Here is an 18,223-nt window from a genome sequence, read left to right as displayed (position 1 = left end):
ATAACTTCTTTATTCCTGTGAAAGCCGTTCAACCAATTCGGCATATTCCTCATTTGTTGGATCGATATTTAATAACTTACTAAAAACTTCGGCAGCTTTACCCGTTTTTCCTTCTTCTATTAGAAAATATCCATAATCATTCATAAAATTTTCATTGTTCTTAAAGAAAGTGTATGCATTCTCATAATTGTCTGATGCCTTTTTATAATCCTCTAGTTTGTTATAGCTGATAGCTGCATCCCAAAGGAATTGGGGCTCGGCATGTTCTGCTAGGTCTAGTTCCCCAATCAAGTCAATTACGTCAGCGTATCGCTCCTGATGTATGAAAAGCTTATTGAGCGTAAGCGCCGCCTCAGAAAACCCCGGATCCAGTACGATTGCACCGCGGAGCAGCTCTTCTGATTTATCTTCGAGACCAAGCTTCAGAGCAATTTTTCCACCAAAGAAAAACAAGTCCTTATTAAATTCATCAAGCCTTATTCCCTCTTGGACAATCTCAAACGCCTGCTGGAGTTCTTCTTCCTGCTCATGTGCCTTTGCCAAATACAGGTATAATGAGTGATACTCGGGATCAATGCTTTTTAATTCGGTGAACTTTTCTATTGCAATACGGCTGTATCCCGCTTGCAAAGCTGTAAATGCAAAGCCGAATAAAGTATTGATTTCCAGCTTGTCTTCCAGAGCCTTTTCAAAATGGGGCAGAGCTTCCTCAAAAGAACCAGATGCACTCAGAATTTCCGCTAGCCTTTCATGAATATTGACACCGGCTATTGTTTCACTGTCCTTTAATACTTCATCATAAAAATGTAGTGCTTTTTTCACTTCGCCCATCGTACTGTACAATTCCGCAAGGGCAAAATCAATCACAGGCTCATTTGGCAACGATTCTTTAGCAGCGATTAATTTCCTCTCACTTACCTCATAAAGTCCATCCATCTGATATAAATCTGCCAATAACAATAAAGCTTCGCCATAGGAAGGGTCGTCTTGTTCGATTTCCTCAAGGAGCAGGATTGCTTTTTCCTCCTGATTATTGTCAATATAGGCTTCTGCAAGAAGGACCATGATTTCACCTTCACCAGGATAAAACAAAAGAAGGTTTTCAAATAAAGCGATTGCCTCCTCGAGAAAACCGTATTGGAGGAATTCCTCTCCAAGAAGGAATTTTTCATCCGCTGACCCTGTTTTTAATACTTCATTATATTCATTGATAGCTTCTGTATGTTGTCCATTTTCCAGCATGGCAATAATTTTTTTAATTCGAACCATTAGATTTTTCCGCCTCTATTCCTTATTTACAAGGCTATGTTAAACAGCGTTGTTGATTTCCGCTGCATAAAGGGAAGCTCCTGAGAATAATCATCAACGAGTCTTCGCACCTTCCGCTCCAATCAACAATGCTAATAAATCAACAATATCCATTAACACAGCTTATTTCAAAAAGAGTAATACGAATGTGTCTTTATACTTATATGTTCGCCATTCATTATTGGAAATCCTGCATGATTAGCATGGCGAATGATTTGGCCTCTCCTCACGGTTATCGCAAGCCTGTTCCTATGATAAATAAACATCGAAGCTTCATCAACATTTTCAGCTTCAAAATCGTCTATATAAAGATTATAACTTAATTCTGATTTATGGAGCAGGCTGGAGCGCTGAGGATAGATGCCCAATTTATTTAATTCGTATGGGGACAATGGGATGTTTTCTCTCAATTCATGCAGGACACTCGGCAACTTCTCTGAAGTCATTGTCTTTTTCCATTTTGATAGCAGGTGTTTTTCTGCGCCATTTTCACTTTCATTGAAGATTGGAATAAGCGGGCAGTTGCCCGGGAACATCGCTTCCCTAATCCACCCCCAGGCTGCCTTGTCCAAAAAAGCTCCTGATGACACTTCAACAAAAATTGCAGGAACCTTTCTTCTTTTACATTCCCTGACAATGGCTGGGGTAAGGCCTGAGAGGGGGATTTTAACAGCAATCGCATAATCGGCCGGTGATTCTTCAAGCTGTTTGTGCGCTTCCTCCAATTTGATATGTAGCTCACGTTCATAACGAATCTGTATATAGGTTATAACCGTTGTTACACCACTCATTAAATAGCCATGCAAAGACTGTACTGCGTTATCATTAGCTAAAATTGAACCATCAAGTACAGAAAAAGCTGGTGTCATTATGAAACCACCGACATTCATTTTGGTAAAAGTATAGCGCGACAGGTCAGGCCGAATCGCTTCGATTACAGTCCCATCAGTCATAATTGATTCCCTGGATAATTTGTCACCCCTAAGTATAACTGCATTTTCAATGATATAAGTCATTGTCCCACCCCCATGCTTCTCTTAAGACAAGCTATGCTTGGGAATGTGTTTTATGCAGGGATTCTGAACGGGAGGCGGTCATTATATAGTAAAGAAATTTTAGTTTAAGGTCAAAATTATTTTCCTTTTATATCAAATGAACAAAAGCGCAAGCGCCTTCGTGACAGGCAAAGAACGCCCGTCCCTGCCATGATTATTCTAAGGAGCTTTCCTTAGTGGTCATCGCCGTACAAAATGGAGGGACTTCGTCTGAGATAAAGGAATCACGAAGAGCGCTAGCGCATTCGTGCATGACTTATCATAGGGAGGAGGCCTGAAGTTTGCGCACGCGTAGGCGCTCCTCCAGTGAGCTATTGCGTAATTTCGTGCGATGCTTATGCTGCCGAAGCGTTCCTTGTGGATCTAGACGTAGATACGCTCAGTAATAAAAGTTATCCATAGTCGCGAAATTTTTTATTCCCTTAAACATCAAAAAGACGCAGTTGTCGACTGCGCCTTGTAAATGCACTTATATTATTTAAGACTGTCGAGATCTTTAAAGAAGTCCGGGTAAGATACAGCAATGGAACCTGCATCCTCAACAATTACCTCATTTTCACATATTAGTGAAGCGATTGAAAGCATCATCCCGATTCGGTGATCGCCATGGGAAGACACCCTTCCTCCCCTCAATCTGGTACCACCCTTAATAATCATCCCATCTTCAGTTGTTTCTATCTTTGCTCCAAGTTTTCGGAGTTCGCTGGCAACTGTTTCAATCCGGTCCGTTTCTTTTACACGAAGTTCATGGGCGTCACTGATAACCGTCTCTCCTTCTGCCTGGGTGGCTAGCAAAGCGATGATTGGAATCTCGTCAATAAGCCTTGGAATTAGGCTGCCCCTAATAGTTGCAGCACGCAAACTTGACGATTCTACAACTATATCACCTGCTGGTTCGTTTGCTTCCCTGTCAGATTGGCTGATTTTAATAGAAGCGCCCATTTCTTCAAGAACATCAAGAATTCCTGTTCTAGTCCAGTTCAATCCTATGTTTTTAAGAACTATTTTACTATTGGGCACAATTGCTGCAGCAACGAGAAAAAATGCGGCCGATGAAATGTCTCCAGGCACCGTGATATCGGCTGCTTTGAGTTGTTGTCCGCCTTTGATTAGGATTTTATTGTCTGATACATTAACCGTTCCGCCGAATTGGCGAATCATTCTTTCAGTATGGTCCCTGGTTGGCGCAGGTTCGGTAATGACTGTCTCCCCTTCCGCCTGGAGCCCAGCAAGGAGAAGTGCCGATTTCACTTGTGCACTAGCAACAGGAAGCGTATAGGAGATTCCTTTTAAACCGCCGCCTTGCACAGTAATCGGTACATACTTGCCATTATCGTTTCCGTCTATTTTACAGCCCATTTCCTTTAAAGGATCGGTTACCCTGCTCATCGGCCTTTTGGCAATGGATGAATCTCCTGTGAATTTCGAAGGAAATGGCCGTCCAGCAAGAAGGCCCATCATTAGCCGGATCGTTGTACCTGAATTCCCAACATCAAGGGTTCCATTGAACTCTGTAAGCCCGTCGATCCCTTTTCCTGCTATTTCAACTGTTGTACCATTTACATCAATGTCAACACCAAGTTTTCTAAAACAGGAAACTGTGCTCAAACAGTCATTTCCCGTAAGGAAGTTCTTAACTACTGTTTTACCAGAAGCTATCGCGCCAAACATTATGGCCCGGTGAGAAATCGATTTGTCACCGGGTATCGCTATACCACCTGATAAACCTGATGTAACCGGTGTAAGTATTTTAGTGTCCATACGCCGCCTCCGGTCATTTCTAAATTTCGTATTCCAATGGAAAGGTTGTATATGTCTGTATGCACTTCACAGCTTTCTCCCTATCATGAGCTGTCTGGAAGCTGATTACTAGAACACCGTATATTTCTTCACGAGTTTCAATGATTCGAATATTTGTTATGCTTATATTTTCTTTTGCAAGATAGCCAGTAACTTCCGAAACAACCCCGGGATAGTCGGGAATATCGACGAACAAATCATAAAATGCCGGAATTGCACCTTTCTTATTTACTGGAAGGGCATCACGGAACGTTTTTGCATCAGAAAAATAAGCAGCAATCGCCTCTTCATTTGAATCGATTAGCAAGGATTTAACAGAATCCATTTCCTTGGTCCACATATCAAGCAGTGAAACAAGAGTTTCTTTATTGTGAAGAAGAATATCCCTCCACATTTCGGGACTGCTTGAAGCTATCCTTGTAATGTCCTTGAAACCTCCAGCCGCCAGCCTCGGCAGAAGTGGATGGTCACCAGAAAGCTTTTCTGTCTGGTGGACAATCGAGGCGGCAATAATATGAGGAAAGTGGCTAATCACACCAGCAAGAAAATCGTGCTCGCCCGGTGGAAGTTCCAGAAATTTTGCGTTCGTTCCAACTAGCCAATTTTTCAAGGATGAAACGTTCTCAGACTTTTCTTCCTTATCTGGTGATAATATGTAAAATGCATTTTCAAATAAATTTTCTTTTGCAGCCGTAATTCCGCTCTTGTGTGACCCAGCCATCGGATGGCCACCGATGAACGAAATCCCCTGCTTCCTTAACGGTTCGGATATTTGAAAAATTTTATCCTTCGTACTCCCCGTATCAGTGACAATGGCTGTGTCTTTAAGATTGCAGGTAGTCAATTCCTGCAGAATCCTCTCAGTCTCCCTTACCGGCGCTGAAATGATGATTAAATCAGCTTCTTCCGCGCCTTCCCGGATGGTTCCAACGGCTTTATCGACTGGTCCAAGCATTTCTGCCAGATTGGCCTGCCTGCTCCTGATATCATACCCAATTACGGTTGAGGCCGGATGGGCCTTCTTTATACAAAGGCCCAAAGATCCACCTATCAACCCTAGTCCGATTATAAAAACCTTTCCGTTCACGTCCGCACTCCCCTATACTTTAGCCTGGCTTTCTTTTTCAAGGAATGCTCCAAAAACATTGATGATTCCCTCAATCTGTTCCTGAGATCCAACAGTAATCCTTACACTCTCAGGGAATCCCAATGCAGCTCCGGAACGGACAATGAATCCGCGTTCAAGCAAGTATTGAAACACACGGTTTGCATCCTGATGGACATTTACAAGTATGAAGTTTCCCTGTGAAGGATAATATTCCAGATCCCATTTTTCACAAAACCTGTAAAACATCTCTAACCCTTGTCTATTCTTTTCACGGCAGGTACGAATGAAATCCTGGTCCTTTAGTGCGACACTGGCGGCAAACTGGCCAAGTGAATTTGTATTGAAAGGTTCACGCGCAGGTTCTAATGCCTGGATAATGGATTCATCTGCGATCCCATAGCCTACCCGAAGGCCTGAAAGACCATATATTTTTGAAAAAGTCCTTAATGCAATAACATTAGGAAAGCGATTGACAATTGCAACCGAATCATGGAAATCACTTGCTACGACATATTCGTAATAGGCTTCATCAAGTACCACTAGCACATGTGGAGGCACTTTTTCCAAAAAAGCAAGTAGTTCAATCTCGGGAATATAAGTTCCTGTTGGATTGTTCGGGCTGCAGAGCCAGAGAACATTTGTTTCTTCGTCTATTGCTTTCAGCATCCCATCCAAATCATGTTCTCCATTCACAAGCGGAACTTCACGTATTTCTGCACCCTCAAGGATGGCATTGTGGCGATACTGTGGGAATGTTGGCGCAGCCATGACTGTATTTGCTCCCGGATAAAGCAGTGCCCTTGAAATAATTTGGATGAGTTCATCGGAACCATTCCCAAAAATAAGTTGGGAATCGTTAACACCGAGTTTTTCCGCTAGTGCTGAACGAAGCTCTCCCGCATAGCCATCAGGGTAAATTTCCAATGAAAGTTGATATTCTTTTAAGGCTTCAGCAACCTGATTCGAATAGCCAAATGGGTTTTCATTTGAGGCAAGTTTCACAATTGACTGTAAACCATATTCTTCTTTTACTGATTTTATTGACTTTCCTGGCTGATAAGGCTTTAAGGAAAGCATCTGCTCTTTCCACCGCATACTTCCACCTCTTTTATACTTAGACGCATTACCATGATAAAGTATTTTGATTTATTTTTTAATTGTAACACAGCGAAAACGGAAAGTCAGTGTTTTTATAATTTTTTATTTTATTATACAAGTATGTTGATTTCCGCTCCTGCGCTTCGCTTTCCGTGGGGCTGGCGGTGAGCCTCCTCGTCCTTTGCTCCTGCGGGGTCTCACCTGTCCCGCTACTCCCACAGGACGTTGAATAATCGTCCCTGAAAAAGCACCGCAGGAGAAAATGCGTTTTTTGCATTTTCGAACGAGTCCTTCGCGCCTTCCGCTACAATCAACAATGCTAATAAATCAAAAAGATCCATTAACACAGCTATTAAAGTAGAAGCTTCAGCTCCTGTTGAAGGAATTCGGTATCAAGTTCGCTAAGGATTGGTTCACCTAGCTTTTTCAATAATACAAAGCGAAGACGCCCACCTACTGCCTTCTTGTCTTTTTTCATTTTTAAAATTAAGCCATCCATAGTAAGCCCTTCTGGAAGTCTTGTTTGATATCCAAGTCTGCTTATCCAAGTAATAAACTCCTCCGTATCAAACTGAAGCCCGCTTTTAACCTGACTCAATTTCAAGGCAAAAAGCATCCCATGCATGACCGCTTCTCCATGAGTTATTTGGCCAAATCCAACCTCTGCCTCAATTGCATGGCCAAGGGTATGCCCAAAATTAAGGTATGCTCTAATTCCCTGTTCACGTTCATCTTCCGATACAACATCTGCCTTAACTTTTATTCCTTTTGCAAGCATGATTTCGTATTGGTCTGCCGTTATTTGTGAGAGGTCTTTAATCGTTGATTTTAACCATTGATAGAGATCCTGATTGCCAATAAGGGCGTGCTTAATAAGCTCTGCGAATCCTGAGCGCATCTCATGTTCCGGGAGACTTTTAAGGAAAGACATATCATAAAATACCGCAACGGGCTGATGAAAGGCGCCGATTAGGTTTTTACCAATATGATGGTTAATCCCTGTCTTCCCGCCGACTGAACTATCATGTGCCAGGATTGTTGTTGGCAGTTGGATAAAAGCTATTCCTCTCATAAAAGTCGCAGCGATGAAACCTGCCAGGTCCCCAACAGCTCCCCCGCCAAGGGCAAGTATGAGTGATTTCCTGTCAAGCCCGGCTTCAAGTGCTGCTGTCATCCCTTTATAATATGTCTCTATCGTCTTCCCCTTTTCACCGCCGGGAGCAGTAAAGACAGAGACAGGGTAATTCTGTAACCTATCAAGAAGCGTTTTTAAATATAGGGGAGCAACATTGGCATCTGTAATAACCAGTAGCTTAGTAAGACCAGAAAACTTTTCTTGCAGGAAAGGCTTCAATTCAGCTATTGCATTTTGGCCAATGATAACTGGATATTGTTTGTCGCCTGTACTGATGTAAATGGTTTCCATTAAAACAGCCTCGATGATTCCCGGTAGGCTTTCATATTCTCCAAGAATAAATCAAACCTGTCGGATTGGAACTGTTCGACAAGTGCAGAAGCAAGTTCCCATGCAACGACACTTTCAGCTACGACTGCCGCGGCGGGTACAGCACAGCTGTCTGAACGCTCAATACTGGCGGTGAATGGCTCCTTCGTCTCAATGTCAACACTTTGAAGCGGCTTATAAAGCGTTGGAATCGGCTTCATAACCCCACGAACCACTACGGGCATCCCAGTCGACATTCCGCCTTCAAATCCTCCAAGCCGATTGGTTCTGCGTGTATAGCCATTTTCCTCGGTCCAAAGAATTTCATCATGCACCTGGGAGCCAGGTATAGTTGCCGCTTTGAAACCAATTCCAAATTCAACACCTTTGAAAGCATTTATGCTGATCATTGCACCTGCTATTTTCGAATCCAGCTTTCGGTCATAATGGACATAACTGCCTACTCCCGCTGGCATTCCCTCTGCGATAACTTCAACAACGCCGCCAATAGAATCCCCATTTTCTTTTGCTTGATCAATAGCGTCCATCATTAAGCCCTCTGCATTAGGATCGAGACAGCGAACTGGTGAGTTTTCACTTTTGACTTGTATCTCCTTCACACCCATTGGGCTGCTTTCAGCTTTAATTCCCCCAATTTCAACAACATGGGAGCCGATTTCAATGCCAGCTCCGGATAGAAGGGCCTTTGCTACCGCACCAGCAGCAACCCTTGCTGCGGTTTCCCGGGCAGAGGATCGTTCAAGGACATTCCGAATATCCCTATGCCCATACTTAATGGCACCGTTTAAATCGGCATGGCCTGGACGCGGCCTTGATATTTTCCTTTTCATGCCTGCTTCAGCATCTTCATCAATAGGTTCCGACCCCATAATGGCAGTCCAATGCTTCCAATCATCATTTTTTATAATCAATGCAATTGGGGAACCAAGAGTCTTTCCATGGCGGACCCCGCCAGCAATTTCAACAGTATCCTTTTCAATTTGCATCCGTCTTCCCCGGCCATGACCCTTTTGTCTGCGGGCAAGTTCTTTATTGATTTGTTCAGCGGTAATAGGCAATCCTGCTGGTACGCCTTCAATAATCACTGTCAATTGTGGTCCATGCGATTCGCCTGCTGTCATGTATCTCATCTTCCATTTCCCCTTCTCCATATATTATTGCTTATTATACCCATACCAGTGAACTCCGCCAAGGGAAGCACTCTGACAAAGGTTGTTTAGAGGCTATCAGAGTCTACAAGTTTGTAATTTGTCTACCTCTAGCTCCAGCGCCTATCGCCTAGCAAACTTCAGGTCTCCTCCCTACGATAAGTCATCATCGAATCGCTATCGCTCTTCGTGATTCCTTTATCTCAGTCGAAGCCCCTCCATTTTGTACGGCGATGTTCAAGGCACTTGCGCTTTTATTCTGAAAGCGGATACAAAAAGGGCACTTCGCAATGGAAAGTGCCCCCTGAGCTTAGTATACCCACTCATTAATTAATTTTGTGTACTGAACAAGTTCTTCTTCCTTGAAGAAAATGCCGATTTCTCTTTCAGCGCTGGCTGGTGAATCCGAACCGTGGATGATGTTCTTTCCAACAGTAAGGCCGAAATCACCGCGAATTGTGCCAGGAGCGGCATCTTTTGGATTCGTACTGCCCATCATCTGGCGTGCGGTTCCAATTACATTTTCCCCCTGCCATACCATGGCGAATACAGGTCCTGATGTAATAAAATCTACAAGCTCACCGAAGAATGGGCGTTCTTTATGCTCCCCGTAATGCTCCTCCGCAATTTCGCGCGGAATGCTCATTAATTTAGCTCCGGCAAGTTGAAATCCTTTTTTCTCAAAACGTGCAACGATTTCTCCGATTACGCCGCGTTGAACTCCATCGGGCTTGACCATTAAAAATGTCTTTTCCATTTTTCCACTCCTAAACAAGTATGTATGTATTGATGATTGCATATTATGGCAATCCACGAAAATAGTAACATTGTTTAGAAAATTTCGCAAGGTTGAACGGAAAGGCCTATTGTCATATGTGATGCAATCCAGTTTTTTCAAGTTAGGATGTATGTTTTTTCATGGCTATGAAACAACGTTGTTGATTTCCGTTGAACAAAGGGAGCTCCTAAAATAGCAGTGACACAAAGGAAAGCATCCTTGAATTAACATCGCAGAGACAGGCGGCTCTTTGCCTGGCTCGAGGTAAGATGCGCTTTGCTTTCCACGTTTTGCGGCCTTGGGACCCTGTCTGGGTGCGGCCCAAACAACAATGCTTAGAAAAATAATATCCTATAACATGACAAATAAAAAACGCCCTTATAGGGCGCATTTTAGTATTTTCGTTTTCCAATATATTTCGCAATATCATACAGAGTTTTCTTCGCCTTGTTTTGCGGCAAAGTTTCCAGGATAGAGAGAGCTTTCTCAAGATAACGATTGCTTAGCGCAAATGATTTTTCTATAGCACTAGAATCCTTGATCAGTTCAATAATTTCCTTCATTTCTTCTGGGTTAGTATGCTCGCTTACTTGAACAATCCTTTCCCTAAGAGCAGGATCCTCCATCGCATAAAGGACAGGGGCAGTGATATTGCCCTGCAGCAAATCTCCTCCAGCAGGCTTTCCCAGTTCCTTTTCGGTTCCTGTGAAATCTAGGATGTCATCAATTATCTGATAGGACATTCCAACATAATATCCAAAAAGGTATAATTTCCTGCTGATTTTTCTATCTGCGTCAGCCGCAATGGCTCCAAGCTCACAGCTTACCGCTATCAGCAGTGCGGTTTTCCGCTTAATCCGCCTGAAATAATCCCTCATCGTTTGATTAAAGCGATATTTATCTTCAATCTGCTGAATTTCTCCAACACAAACTTCAACAATGGTATTCGCAAGTATCTTATGGGCACTAGCATTATGAATATTGGTCATTACTTCAAGCGAAAGAGCGAGGATATAATCGCCTGTATACATCGCAATCCGATTGTCCCATTTCGCCTTAATTGTTGGCTGTCCTCTGCGCATCTCTGCATCATCAATAACATCATCGTGTACCAGGGAAGCCATGTGGATAAGCTCTAAGGAAACGGCTACATTTTTAATCCGGTCAATTTCATAGTTCCCGAATTTAGCAGCCAGCAAAACAAAAACAGGGCGGATCCGTTTTCCACCCGCCTGCAGGGTATGCAGCGAAGCTTGCCGTAACAGCATGGAATCCGCCTGTATTGTATCTTCTAGCGTTTTTTCAATCAATGTAAGGTCGGAGTTTAAAAATGAGGTCATCATTTTTAATTTCATTGCATCACCCTGCTTTTCCTAATACTGGCGGAAATCATACATTCCTGCATTAACGGGGCAGTAAGATTTCCGCCTTAAAACTCTGTGCATATATGTGGGATTAACGTGGGACAACTTCCCAATAATTTAATCCTTGTATCCAAAATGGACTGCTGCCGCTCCGCCGCTATATGCTTTATACGTTACTTTTGCAAAACCGGCTTTTTCAAACATTCTAGCCAGTTCTTTCATGCCCGGGAAGTCCCTGGCTGACTCCTGAAGCCAGGAGTATTCTTCATAACTCTTTGCGAATAGTTTCCCAAATACCGGCATTATGTACCTGAAATAAAAGAAATATAGCTGCCTGTAAACCGGCATGGTCGGCTGGGAAGTTTCAAGGCAGACCGCTACCCCACCGGGCTTAAGGACCCTGCGCATCTCACTCAGAACCTGCAAATAATCAGGAACATTCCTAAGTCCAAATCCGATTGTCACATAATCAAAGCTATTATCCGGAAACGGCAATTCCATAGCATTGCCATGGATGAGATCCACATTTGATAGGTTTAGTTCTTTGATTTTCTTTTGGCCGATTTTTAGCATATTTTTGCTAAAGTCCAGACCTGTCACATGTCCTTCTTTACCTACCGCTTCCGCAAGAGCAACGCTCCAATCAGCCGTTCCGCAGCAAACATCCAAGGCTTTTGAACCTGGCTGGACATTCATCCGCTTCATCGTGTCCTTCCTCCATGCAAGATGCATTTTGAAGCTGATCACGGAATTCATTTTATCATAGTTGTCGGAAATGCTTTCAAATACGGAGTGCACCCGTTCTTCTTTTGAGCGTGCCATGCAGCTACCCTTCTTCCACAAAAATTTTCAACTGGCTTATATCGGCTGCCAACTCATCCAGCCTGGTTTGCAAAACTGCATTCATATCAGTTAATGACTTGGCTCTAGCTTTAACATCTGTCGCCAGACCAGCAATTCCTCTATCAAGCCTTTCCAGGAAAGATACGCCAGGTTCAGGAGATGGTAGTGTTTCCATTGCTTCAAAAAATGGACTGAACCCCTTCTCGCTATACAATTTCCGTTCAGTAAGCAGTCTTTTCAAAAGCAGGAAACCTTCTGCAAACGGCTTCCATGGACTTCCGCCGAAATAATCTGAAAAACGCGCAAGAAGGGAAGCTTCAATATTCATTACACTAGTTAAAAGATGATCCATTGATGGAAAATCCTTTTGATAAAAAAGGATTTTGTTTTCGTTTACTTCTTTTATACCATTGGCGAGTGCACGAATCATCAGGATATCGTCGGACTCCGCAAGATGTTTATAATAAAGCCCGCTATAATAATCTCCAGCGAGAACAGTCAACTGACGTTCCTTTAAATCGAACAAGACCTTTTTATTTGTAACATGTTCATGAGTATCCAGGGCGATTTGAACAAGCATCGCTGTTAGTGCATAATTCATTTGTTCCTTGTGGGAAAGACCTAGCCCTTCCATTCTAGAAACTAGCAGCAATAGCTTATCTTCGTCGATGACAGGAACTTCAATATGCTGAAGCAAATAAGGATGAAGCACCTTCTGTTCAATCAGGGCCTTAACCTCACTGACTTTTTTTATAATAGTATGGTCATGCACTTTTATCACCCCGGGTACATCTTGAGCTGTTGTGCCTGTCCATTTTCGGGCAGCACTTTCTTAAGCTGTATCTTTATTTTTCCCTAAACATAGCAGACATCATTATATCATAAATTATTTTCCTTATGGGTAGGTTTCACAAAATATTAAAACGCGACCCATGAAAATTGTCGAAATTTCAGATTACCATCAATATAATCTTTAATTAGTTATAATTTCACATCAGTTGACTGAACTTTCTCAGACGCACTTTAATCATTTGTGAAGGCATACTGAAGTAATCGCTCTTTGAAATGGTTAAGTTATCCTAAAGTAGATTGTGACAAATTCACCAATTAATAAGCTCCAAACAAAAAGAACGGGAAGACATCCGTTCCATCTGACACTTATTTTTTTGCTTCACTCTCAATTTCCCCAAAAGCTGTGAGGATTTTTGCATTACCCCTTACTTTGATTGCTGAAGTATGCTCAGTAAACTGGGCAACCAGGACCTCTCCCCTGTCCAGTTTTTCAGAATGATGAAATTTCGTGTCAGTTCCTCTAGTTAAACCAATCACACTAACCCCGTCATCAATTGCTTTAATTACCACAAAATCTCCTGCCTGCTGTGTCTTTTTTTCCATGCTCCCGCCTCCACAAAAATGTATTGGATTATTCTTTAATCAAAGACAAGACTTCAGATCTGGCGATTGCATTTTCGTTAAAAATACCCCTTACAGCAGAAGTAACTGTCTTGGAGCCCGGCTTTTTAACTCCTCGCATCGTCATGCACATATGCTCAGCTTCAACAACAACCATTACCCCATACGGCTTAAGTGTTTGCATGATACTATTTGCAACCTCAGATGTAATTCGCTCCTGTAGCTGAGGCCTTTTTGCAACAGCTTCTACGGCTCTCGCCAATTTGCTTAGTCCAGTAACACGCCCATTTCTTGGAATGTAAGCCACATGCGCCTTTCCGAAAAAGGGGACAAGATGATGTTCGCACATTGAGTAAAATGGTATATCTTTAACGAGGACCAACTCTTCATGTTCTTCCCCGAAAATGGTTTCAAAATATTCTCTCGGGTCCTGATGCATCCCGCTAAAAACCTCTTCGTACATTTTTGCAACGCGCTTTGGTGTATCCAGCAGCCCTTCCCGGTCCGGATCCTCACCAATTGCTTCAAGAATTGTTCTAACCGCTTCCTCAATCCGGGCTTTATCTACTTCAGACATGTATGTATCCCCCTATGTAATCTAGCAAGTCTTCTTCATATTAGCATAACCCTTTAATCTCAGGCAAAACGATATGTTTCTACCCTTCCGTTAACCAGGGAAAACTCATCAGAAGACGAAAAGCGCTAGCGCATTTGTGCGTGACTTATCGTAGGGAGAAGGCCTGAAGTTTGCGCACGCGTAGGCGCTCCTCCAGTGAGCTATTGCGTAATTTCGTGCGATGATTATGCTGCCGAAGCGTTCCTTGTGGAGCTAGACATAGATACGCTCAGTAAAAAAAGTTCCACAGTCGCGAAATTTATAATTTCCTTAAACATGAAAAAGGCCATGGATTTCTCCATGGCCTTTTTGCGCTCAAAGCACATTAATATGTAATTATTTCACTGCGTCTTTGAGTTGTTTACCTGGTTTGAAAGCTGGAACTTTGCTAGCAGCGATTTCGATTTCTTCGCCAGTTTGCGGGTTGCGGCCTTTACGAGCGGAACGCTCACGAACTTCAAAGTTACCAAAACCGATTAGGGAAACCTTATCACCATTTTTCAAAGCATCCAAAATGGAATCAAACACAGCATCAACAGCTTTAGTTGCTTCCTTCCTAGAAAGTTCGCTAGCCTCAGCTACTGCATTGATTAGTTCTGTCTTGTTCATGCCATTCACCTCCTCCCAAATGATTTGCCCAGTAGCAGATAAGAATACTTATCTACATTTCTAAACAAATTTCATCAATTCTATACGTATGCTCGTATTTTATTGACAAGGCTTATCATAAATGAAGCCTCGCTGGATTTCAATCATTTTTACTTAAAAAGTTGAAAGAAACCCAATGAAATTAAGCTTTGTGCTTCATGAGGATAATTCTGTTAGTAGATTATCACATTAAAAACAGCATATCAAGATTATTCCTGTAAATAGTGGAAATCTTTTCATATAAAAGACGAATTTTCCTCTAAATTGTCGAAAATCAAAGAAATTCGCGAAAAATATCCGTTTTTAACATTCAGAAGCGGGGCTCTCCACACTCTTCATTCCCCTTCGTCTCAAGTTTTAATCTTATTTCAATAAATATCGCTGTGGAATTTTCGCTATTTATAGCGAGTTAACCAATATTCACCCCCTCGCCTACTCTCAGGCTAAACCTTTTACATTCCACAAAGAGGTAGTAATCTGAGGATAGCCAAAAAAAAGAAAAGGCCCCATAAAGGAGCCCATACCGAAGCATATATTTAATTGTTAGAGTATGATCGCAATCAGACCGCCTGATCCTTCGTTAATAATGCGCTCCAGTGTTTCTTTTAACTTATAGCGGGCGTTCTCTGGCATAAGCGAAATTTTCGCCTGGATACCTTCCCTCACAATGGAGCTGAGGCTTCTGCCAAAAATATCTGAATTCCAGATAGAAAGCGGATCGTCCTCGAAATCCTGCATGAGGTAACGAACCAATTCTTCGCTTTGTTTTTCTGTCCCGATAATTGGGGCAAATTCTGATTCAACATCTACCTTTAGCATATGAATGGATGGGGCAACGGCTTTCAGCCTGACTCCAAACCTGGCACCCTGCCTGATAATTTCTGGCTCTTCGAGGCTCATATCCGCCAATGAAGGAGAAGCAATTCCATACCCTGTTTGTTTGACCATTTTAAGTGCATCGGAAATATGGTCATATTCTGCTTTCGCATGTGCAAACTCCTGCATTAACTCAAGCAGGTGATCCTTGCCCCTGATCTCCACTCCGACTATTTCCTTCAGGATTTCGTCGTAAAGTTCATCAGGTGCAAATAAATCGATCTCTGCGACACCCTGGCCCATTTCAATCCCGGCAAGTCCCGCCCTTTCAATGAATTCAAAATCACTGAATTGGGTTACAACACGGTCAACGTCTCTTAATCTTTTAATATCCTTAACCGTTTCCCTAACAGCTTCCTGATAGCTTTGACGAAGCCAATGATTTTCCCTGAGTACCATAACCCAGCTTGGAAGGTTAACATTTACTTCAATGACCGGGAATTCATAAAGCGCTTCTCTCAGTACATTGAGTACGTCTCCTTCCCGCATACCTTCAACACTCATAGCGAGTACTGGAATATCATACTTTTCAGCAAGGCTGACTCGAAGTGCTTCCGTATTCGGATGATGCGGCTGGGCACTATTTACCACCATAATGAACGGCTTGCCAACCTCTTTAAGCTCATTAATAACTCGTTCCTCAGCTTCCAGGTAGGAGCTGCGCGGAATTTCCCCAATCGTCCCATCCGTTGTGATAACAACCCCGATTGTCGAATGTTCCTGGATGACTTTTCTCGTTCCGATTTCAGCAGCCTCATGGAACGGGATAGGTTCTTCATACCATGGTGTGGTTATCATCCTCGGACCATTTTCGTCCTCATACCCTTTTGCGCCTGGGACTGTGTAGCCAACACAATCTACCAGACGGATATTTACCTCAAGCCCCTCGTCGACAAACACTGTTGCGGCCTGATTTGGGACGAATTTTGGCTCAGTAGTCATGATTGTCTTGCCCGCTGCACTTTGCGGCAACTCATCCTGCGTTCTAGCCCGGTCCGCCTCATTTGCCATATTTGGCAGTACTACGAGTTCCATAAACTTTTTGATAAATGTGGATTTGCCGGTGCGGACAGCCCCAACAACCCCCAGATAAATATCGCCGCCTGTACGTTCAGCAATATCTTTAAAAATATCTACCCTTTCCAAGAGATCCCCTCCCGATCTTAGAGTTAGTGGGATAATAGTATCCATTTAGGTAATTTTGGACAGTATATGTTTATGACGTTGTCCTATCCTTTTATGCTAGTTTTGCTATTTATTTTTACCTCCTGTTCCGGAAAACCCATTATTCCGGAATAAACCGGTCTTAACCCCAGCAAGGGAAGCAAACATAATGAAAAAAAACCCTTCTCCTGTAAATATATTTCACAGAAAAAGGGTTATGACTTTCGTTTATGAATTTTTACCATTTGCAATTGATTGATTGCTAGTTTTTGAGATAGCAAATCTTTATCTTTCTCACCGATTGTTAGCCGCAAGCAACCAAAATTGATTTTTCTAAGGCATGAATCCCTAACTTTTAAACGGGTATTAAGCATTAGCTTTTTAACTCAGAAGCTTGTGCCAACGGGCTTACTGTCCTTTGTTCTGGATAAAAACAGGCTCTCCCTTATCATCAATCGTATATGGTAATGAGTAGGCAGGAACGAACATAGAGTTATCTGTAAGAATGCTCCGTATGTCTTCGCCCTTTTTAAAGTTTTTGTCTGACTCTTTTAGAGCCTGGTAAATATCACTGCGATAATCGACGTATACTTCAGCTTCCCCATTTACTACAAACGGTAAATTTTGTTGTGTAAATGGGCTAATTGCAAATTGATCCTCTTTGTAGCCAAGCTCTTTAAAATTCAATGTATAAACATTTGGGGCTATCTTGTCTTTGTAAGGAGGAAAGCCACTTGCGCTTATACGAATTTTTATTTCCCTTATCTTGTCGGCAATTCTCAAATCCAGAAGCTTTACGGTCGGGTTGGTTTCTACATCAATTAATACGTATTGGAAAATACCTCCGCTCTCAAAGGCATTACCTGGTGGTGATTCAATATATCTAGGAGCTATTTTGTTAAAGTCAATCAAATATTTTTCATAGATAGGCGTTTCCATATCCTTCGTTTTAATTGGAAGAATACCCCCATTATCTTCTTGAAAGCGATCAACCGCAGACTGAACAGAATCAATCTGTTCTTTATATGGAATTTGGTTTTGTGCAAGATCCTCACTTGGATACATGCAGCCGGAAAGGGTTACAATAAGAAAAACCGATAGCGAAAATTTCAATTTGTTTAGCATGTAATCAATCCTTTGGATTATGTAGTTCTATTCACTTGTCGGCCCGCTCATGACGACCAGGAAGATAATAATGCCGGAAAGCACCATCAGCCCATAAGCTATTACTGCTGTTATTAAACGAAGAACGCCTTTTAATTTAAATCTGCTTAGGTAGATTGTAAGCAAAGAAATAGCCATTAGGCCCATTCCAACAAACGAAATCCACATTTTCATCAATGCTGGTGACAAACATATCCCCCCCCTTTTACAAAGCAATATTATATCACAGCGTTCTTCCCGCGGGAACAACTATTACTTTCCTAATCTGCTGCTCACAGGATCAATTCTCAACTAAGAACATATTTAAGTATAAAAAAAGAGCAAGGGGGGCGAGTCCTTGCTCAATTATGGTACGACTATACCCAAACAACAATT

The 18,223-nt window shown here is 42.3% G+C and carries 17 protein-coding genes; all 17 read right to left on the bottom strand.

Translation table 11 applies throughout. The features are described 5' to 3' along the window. Positions 1-9 precede the first annotated feature (9 nt). On the bottom strand, positions 10-1,269 hold the full coding sequence (locus tag TY16_RS20305; protein ID WP_043933609.1) for a tetratricopeptide repeat protein: 1,260 nt from the start codon (positions 1,267-1,269) through the stop codon (positions 10-12). 167 nt (positions 1,270-1,436) lie between these two features. After that, complete coding sequence (locus TY16_RS20300; RefSeq protein WP_043933608.1) at positions 1,437-2,324, bottom strand: hypothetical protein; 888 nt, start codon at positions 2,322-2,324, stop codon at positions 1,437-1,439. A 513-nt stretch (positions 2,325-2,837) separates the two neighbouring features. Next, positions 2,838-4,124, bottom strand: coding sequence for a 3-phosphoshikimate 1-carboxyvinyltransferase (gene aroA / locus TY16_RS20295; RefSeq protein ID WP_043933607.1), 1,287 nt, complete (start codon positions 4,122-4,124; stop codon positions 2,838-2,840). 19 nt (positions 4,125-4,143) lie between these two features. Then, the gene (locus TY16_RS20290; RefSeq protein ID WP_043933606.1) at positions 4,144-5,250 is read right to left on the bottom strand and encodes a prephenate dehydrogenase; all 1,107 of its coding nucleotides are present in this window, start codon (positions 5,248-5,250) and stop codon (positions 4,144-4,146) included. Between the two features lie 12 nt (positions 5,251-5,262). Then, on the bottom strand, positions 5,263-6,366 hold the full coding sequence (gene hisC, locus TY16_RS20285; RefSeq protein WP_043933605.1) for a histidinol-phosphate transaminase: 1,104 nt from the start codon (positions 6,364-6,366) through the stop codon (positions 5,263-5,265). A gap of 355 nt (positions 6,367-6,721) precedes the next feature. Beyond that, positions 6,722-7,795: a 3-dehydroquinate synthase gene (gene aroB, locus TY16_RS20280; protein ID WP_043933604.1), complete on the bottom strand. Its 1,074-nt coding sequence runs from the start codon at positions 7,793-7,795 to the stop codon at positions 6,722-6,724. Then, positions 7,795-8,964 (bottom strand): chorismate synthase, encoded by a 1,170-nt coding sequence (gene aroC / locus TY16_RS20275; RefSeq protein ID WP_043933603.1) that lies wholly within the window; start codon positions 8,962-8,964, stop codon positions 7,795-7,797. The genes aroB and aroC overlap by 1 nt, the downstream gene beginning before the upstream one ends. A gap of 328 nt (positions 8,965-9,292) precedes the next feature. After that, entirely contained in the window at positions 9,293-9,739 is a 447-nt protein-coding gene (gene ndk, locus TY16_RS20270; protein ID WP_043933602.1) for a nucleoside-diphosphate kinase, read from the bottom strand. A 413-nt stretch (positions 9,740-10,152) separates the two neighbouring features. Next, a complete protein-coding gene (gene hepT, locus TY16_RS20265; RefSeq protein ID WP_043933601.1) occupies positions 10,153-11,115 on the bottom strand; it encodes a heptaprenyl diphosphate synthase component II in 963 nt (320 codons plus the stop codon). A gap of 126 nt (positions 11,116-11,241) precedes the next feature. Continuing rightward, a complete protein-coding gene (locus TY16_RS20260; RefSeq protein ID WP_043933600.1) occupies positions 11,242-11,946 on the bottom strand; it encodes a demethylmenaquinone methyltransferase in 705 nt (234 codons plus the stop codon). A 4-nt stretch (positions 11,947-11,950) separates the two neighbouring features. Then, complete coding sequence (locus tag TY16_RS20255; RefSeq protein ID WP_043933599.1) at positions 11,951-12,739, bottom strand: heptaprenyl diphosphate synthase component 1; 789 nt, start codon at positions 12,737-12,739, stop codon at positions 11,951-11,953. Positions 12,740-13,125: 386 nt separating this feature from the next. After that, complete coding sequence (mtrB, locus tag TY16_RS20250) at positions 13,126-13,362, bottom strand: trp RNA-binding attenuation protein MtrB (RefSeq protein WP_043933598.1); 237 nt, start codon at positions 13,360-13,362, stop codon at positions 13,126-13,128. A 28-nt stretch (positions 13,363-13,390) separates the two neighbouring features. Next, complete coding sequence (gene folE / locus TY16_RS20245) at positions 13,391-13,957, bottom strand: GTP cyclohydrolase I FolE (protein WP_043933597.1); 567 nt, start codon at positions 13,955-13,957, stop codon at positions 13,391-13,393. Positions 13,958-14,332: 375 nt separating this feature from the next. Continuing rightward, the gene (locus TY16_RS20235) at positions 14,333-14,605 is read right to left on the bottom strand and encodes an HU family DNA-binding protein (protein ID WP_043933595.1); all 273 of its coding nucleotides are present in this window, start codon (positions 14,603-14,605) and stop codon (positions 14,333-14,335) included. Positions 14,606-15,187: 582 nt separating this feature from the next. Then, on the bottom strand, positions 15,188-16,666 hold the full coding sequence (gene spoIVA, locus TY16_RS20230) for a stage IV sporulation protein A (RefSeq protein ID WP_043933594.1): 1,479 nt from the start codon (positions 16,664-16,666) through the stop codon (positions 15,188-15,190). Positions 16,667-17,092: 426 nt separating this feature from the next. Continuing rightward, the gene (locus TY16_RS20225; RefSeq protein ID WP_043933593.1) at positions 17,093-17,809 is read right to left on the bottom strand and encodes a hypothetical protein; all 717 of its coding nucleotides are present in this window, start codon (positions 17,807-17,809) and stop codon (positions 17,093-17,095) included. Between the two features lie 27 nt (positions 17,810-17,836). Beyond that, positions 17,837-18,037 carry a DUF2768 domain-containing protein gene (locus TY16_RS20220; protein ID WP_043933592.1) on the bottom strand — a complete coding sequence of 67 codons (201 nt, stop codon included), beginning with the start codon at positions 18,035-18,037 and terminating at the stop codon, positions 17,837-17,839. Between the last annotated feature and the right edge of the window lie 186 nt (positions 18,038-18,223).

The sequence above is a fragment of the Bacillus sp. EB01 genome (assembly GCF_000613125.1).
GTDB lineage: Bacteria > Bacillota > Bacilli > Bacillales > Cytobacillaceae > Bacillus_D.
Note: the sequence above shows the minus strand (reverse complement) of the source record. Positions and strands in the feature narration are given on the sequence as shown.

What these genes read in the sequence shown, in the direction of transcription:
- TY16_RS20235 (WP_043933595.1), bottom strand. Translation starts at nt 14,605, where the DNA reads ATGAACAAGACAGAACTAATCAATGCAGTAGCTGAGGCTAGCGAACTT.
- aroB (WP_043933604.1), bottom strand. Translation starts at nt 7,795, where the DNA reads ATGGAAACCATTTACATCAGTACAGGCGACAAACAATATCCAGTTATC.
- aroA (WP_043933607.1), bottom strand. Translation starts at nt 4,124, where the DNA reads ATGGACACTAAAATACTTACACCGGTTACATCAGGTTTATCAGGTGGT.
- mtrB (WP_043933598.1), bottom strand. Translation starts at nt 13,362, where the DNA reads ATGGAAAAAAAGACACAGCAGGCAGGAGATTTTGTGGTAATTAAAGCA.
- ndk (WP_043933602.1), bottom strand. Translation starts at nt 9,739, where the DNA reads ATGGAAAAGACATTTTTAATGGTCAAGCCCGATGGAGTTCAACGCGGC.
- folE (WP_043933597.1), bottom strand. Translation starts at nt 13,957, where the DNA reads ATGTCTGAAGTAGATAAAGCCCGGATTGAGGAAGCGGTTAGAACAATT.
- TY16_RS20305 (WP_043933609.1), bottom strand. Translation starts at nt 1,269, where the DNA reads ATGGTTCGAATTAAAAAAATTATTGCCATGCTGGAAAATGGACAACAT.
- TY16_RS20260 (WP_043933600.1), bottom strand. Translation starts at nt 11,946, where the DNA reads ATGGCACGCTCAAAAGAAGAACGGGTGCACTCCGTATTTGAAAGCATT.
- TY16_RS20225 (WP_043933593.1), bottom strand. Translation starts at nt 17,809, where the DNA reads ATGCTAAACAAATTGAAATTTTCGCTATCGGTTTTTCTTATTGTAACC.
- aroC (WP_043933603.1), bottom strand. Translation starts at nt 8,964, where the DNA reads ATGAGATACATGACAGCAGGCGAATCGCATGGACCACAATTGACAGTG.
- hepT (WP_043933601.1), bottom strand. Translation starts at nt 11,115, where the DNA reads ATGAAATTAAAAATGATGACCTCATTTTTAAACTCCGACCTTACATTG.
- hisC (WP_043933605.1), bottom strand. Translation starts at nt 6,366, where the DNA reads ATGCGGTGGAAAGAGCAGATGCTTTCCTTAAAGCCTTATCAGCCAGGA.
- TY16_RS20300 (WP_043933608.1), bottom strand. Translation starts at nt 2,324, where the DNA reads ATGACTTATATCATTGAAAATGCAGTTATACTTAGGGGTGACAAATTA.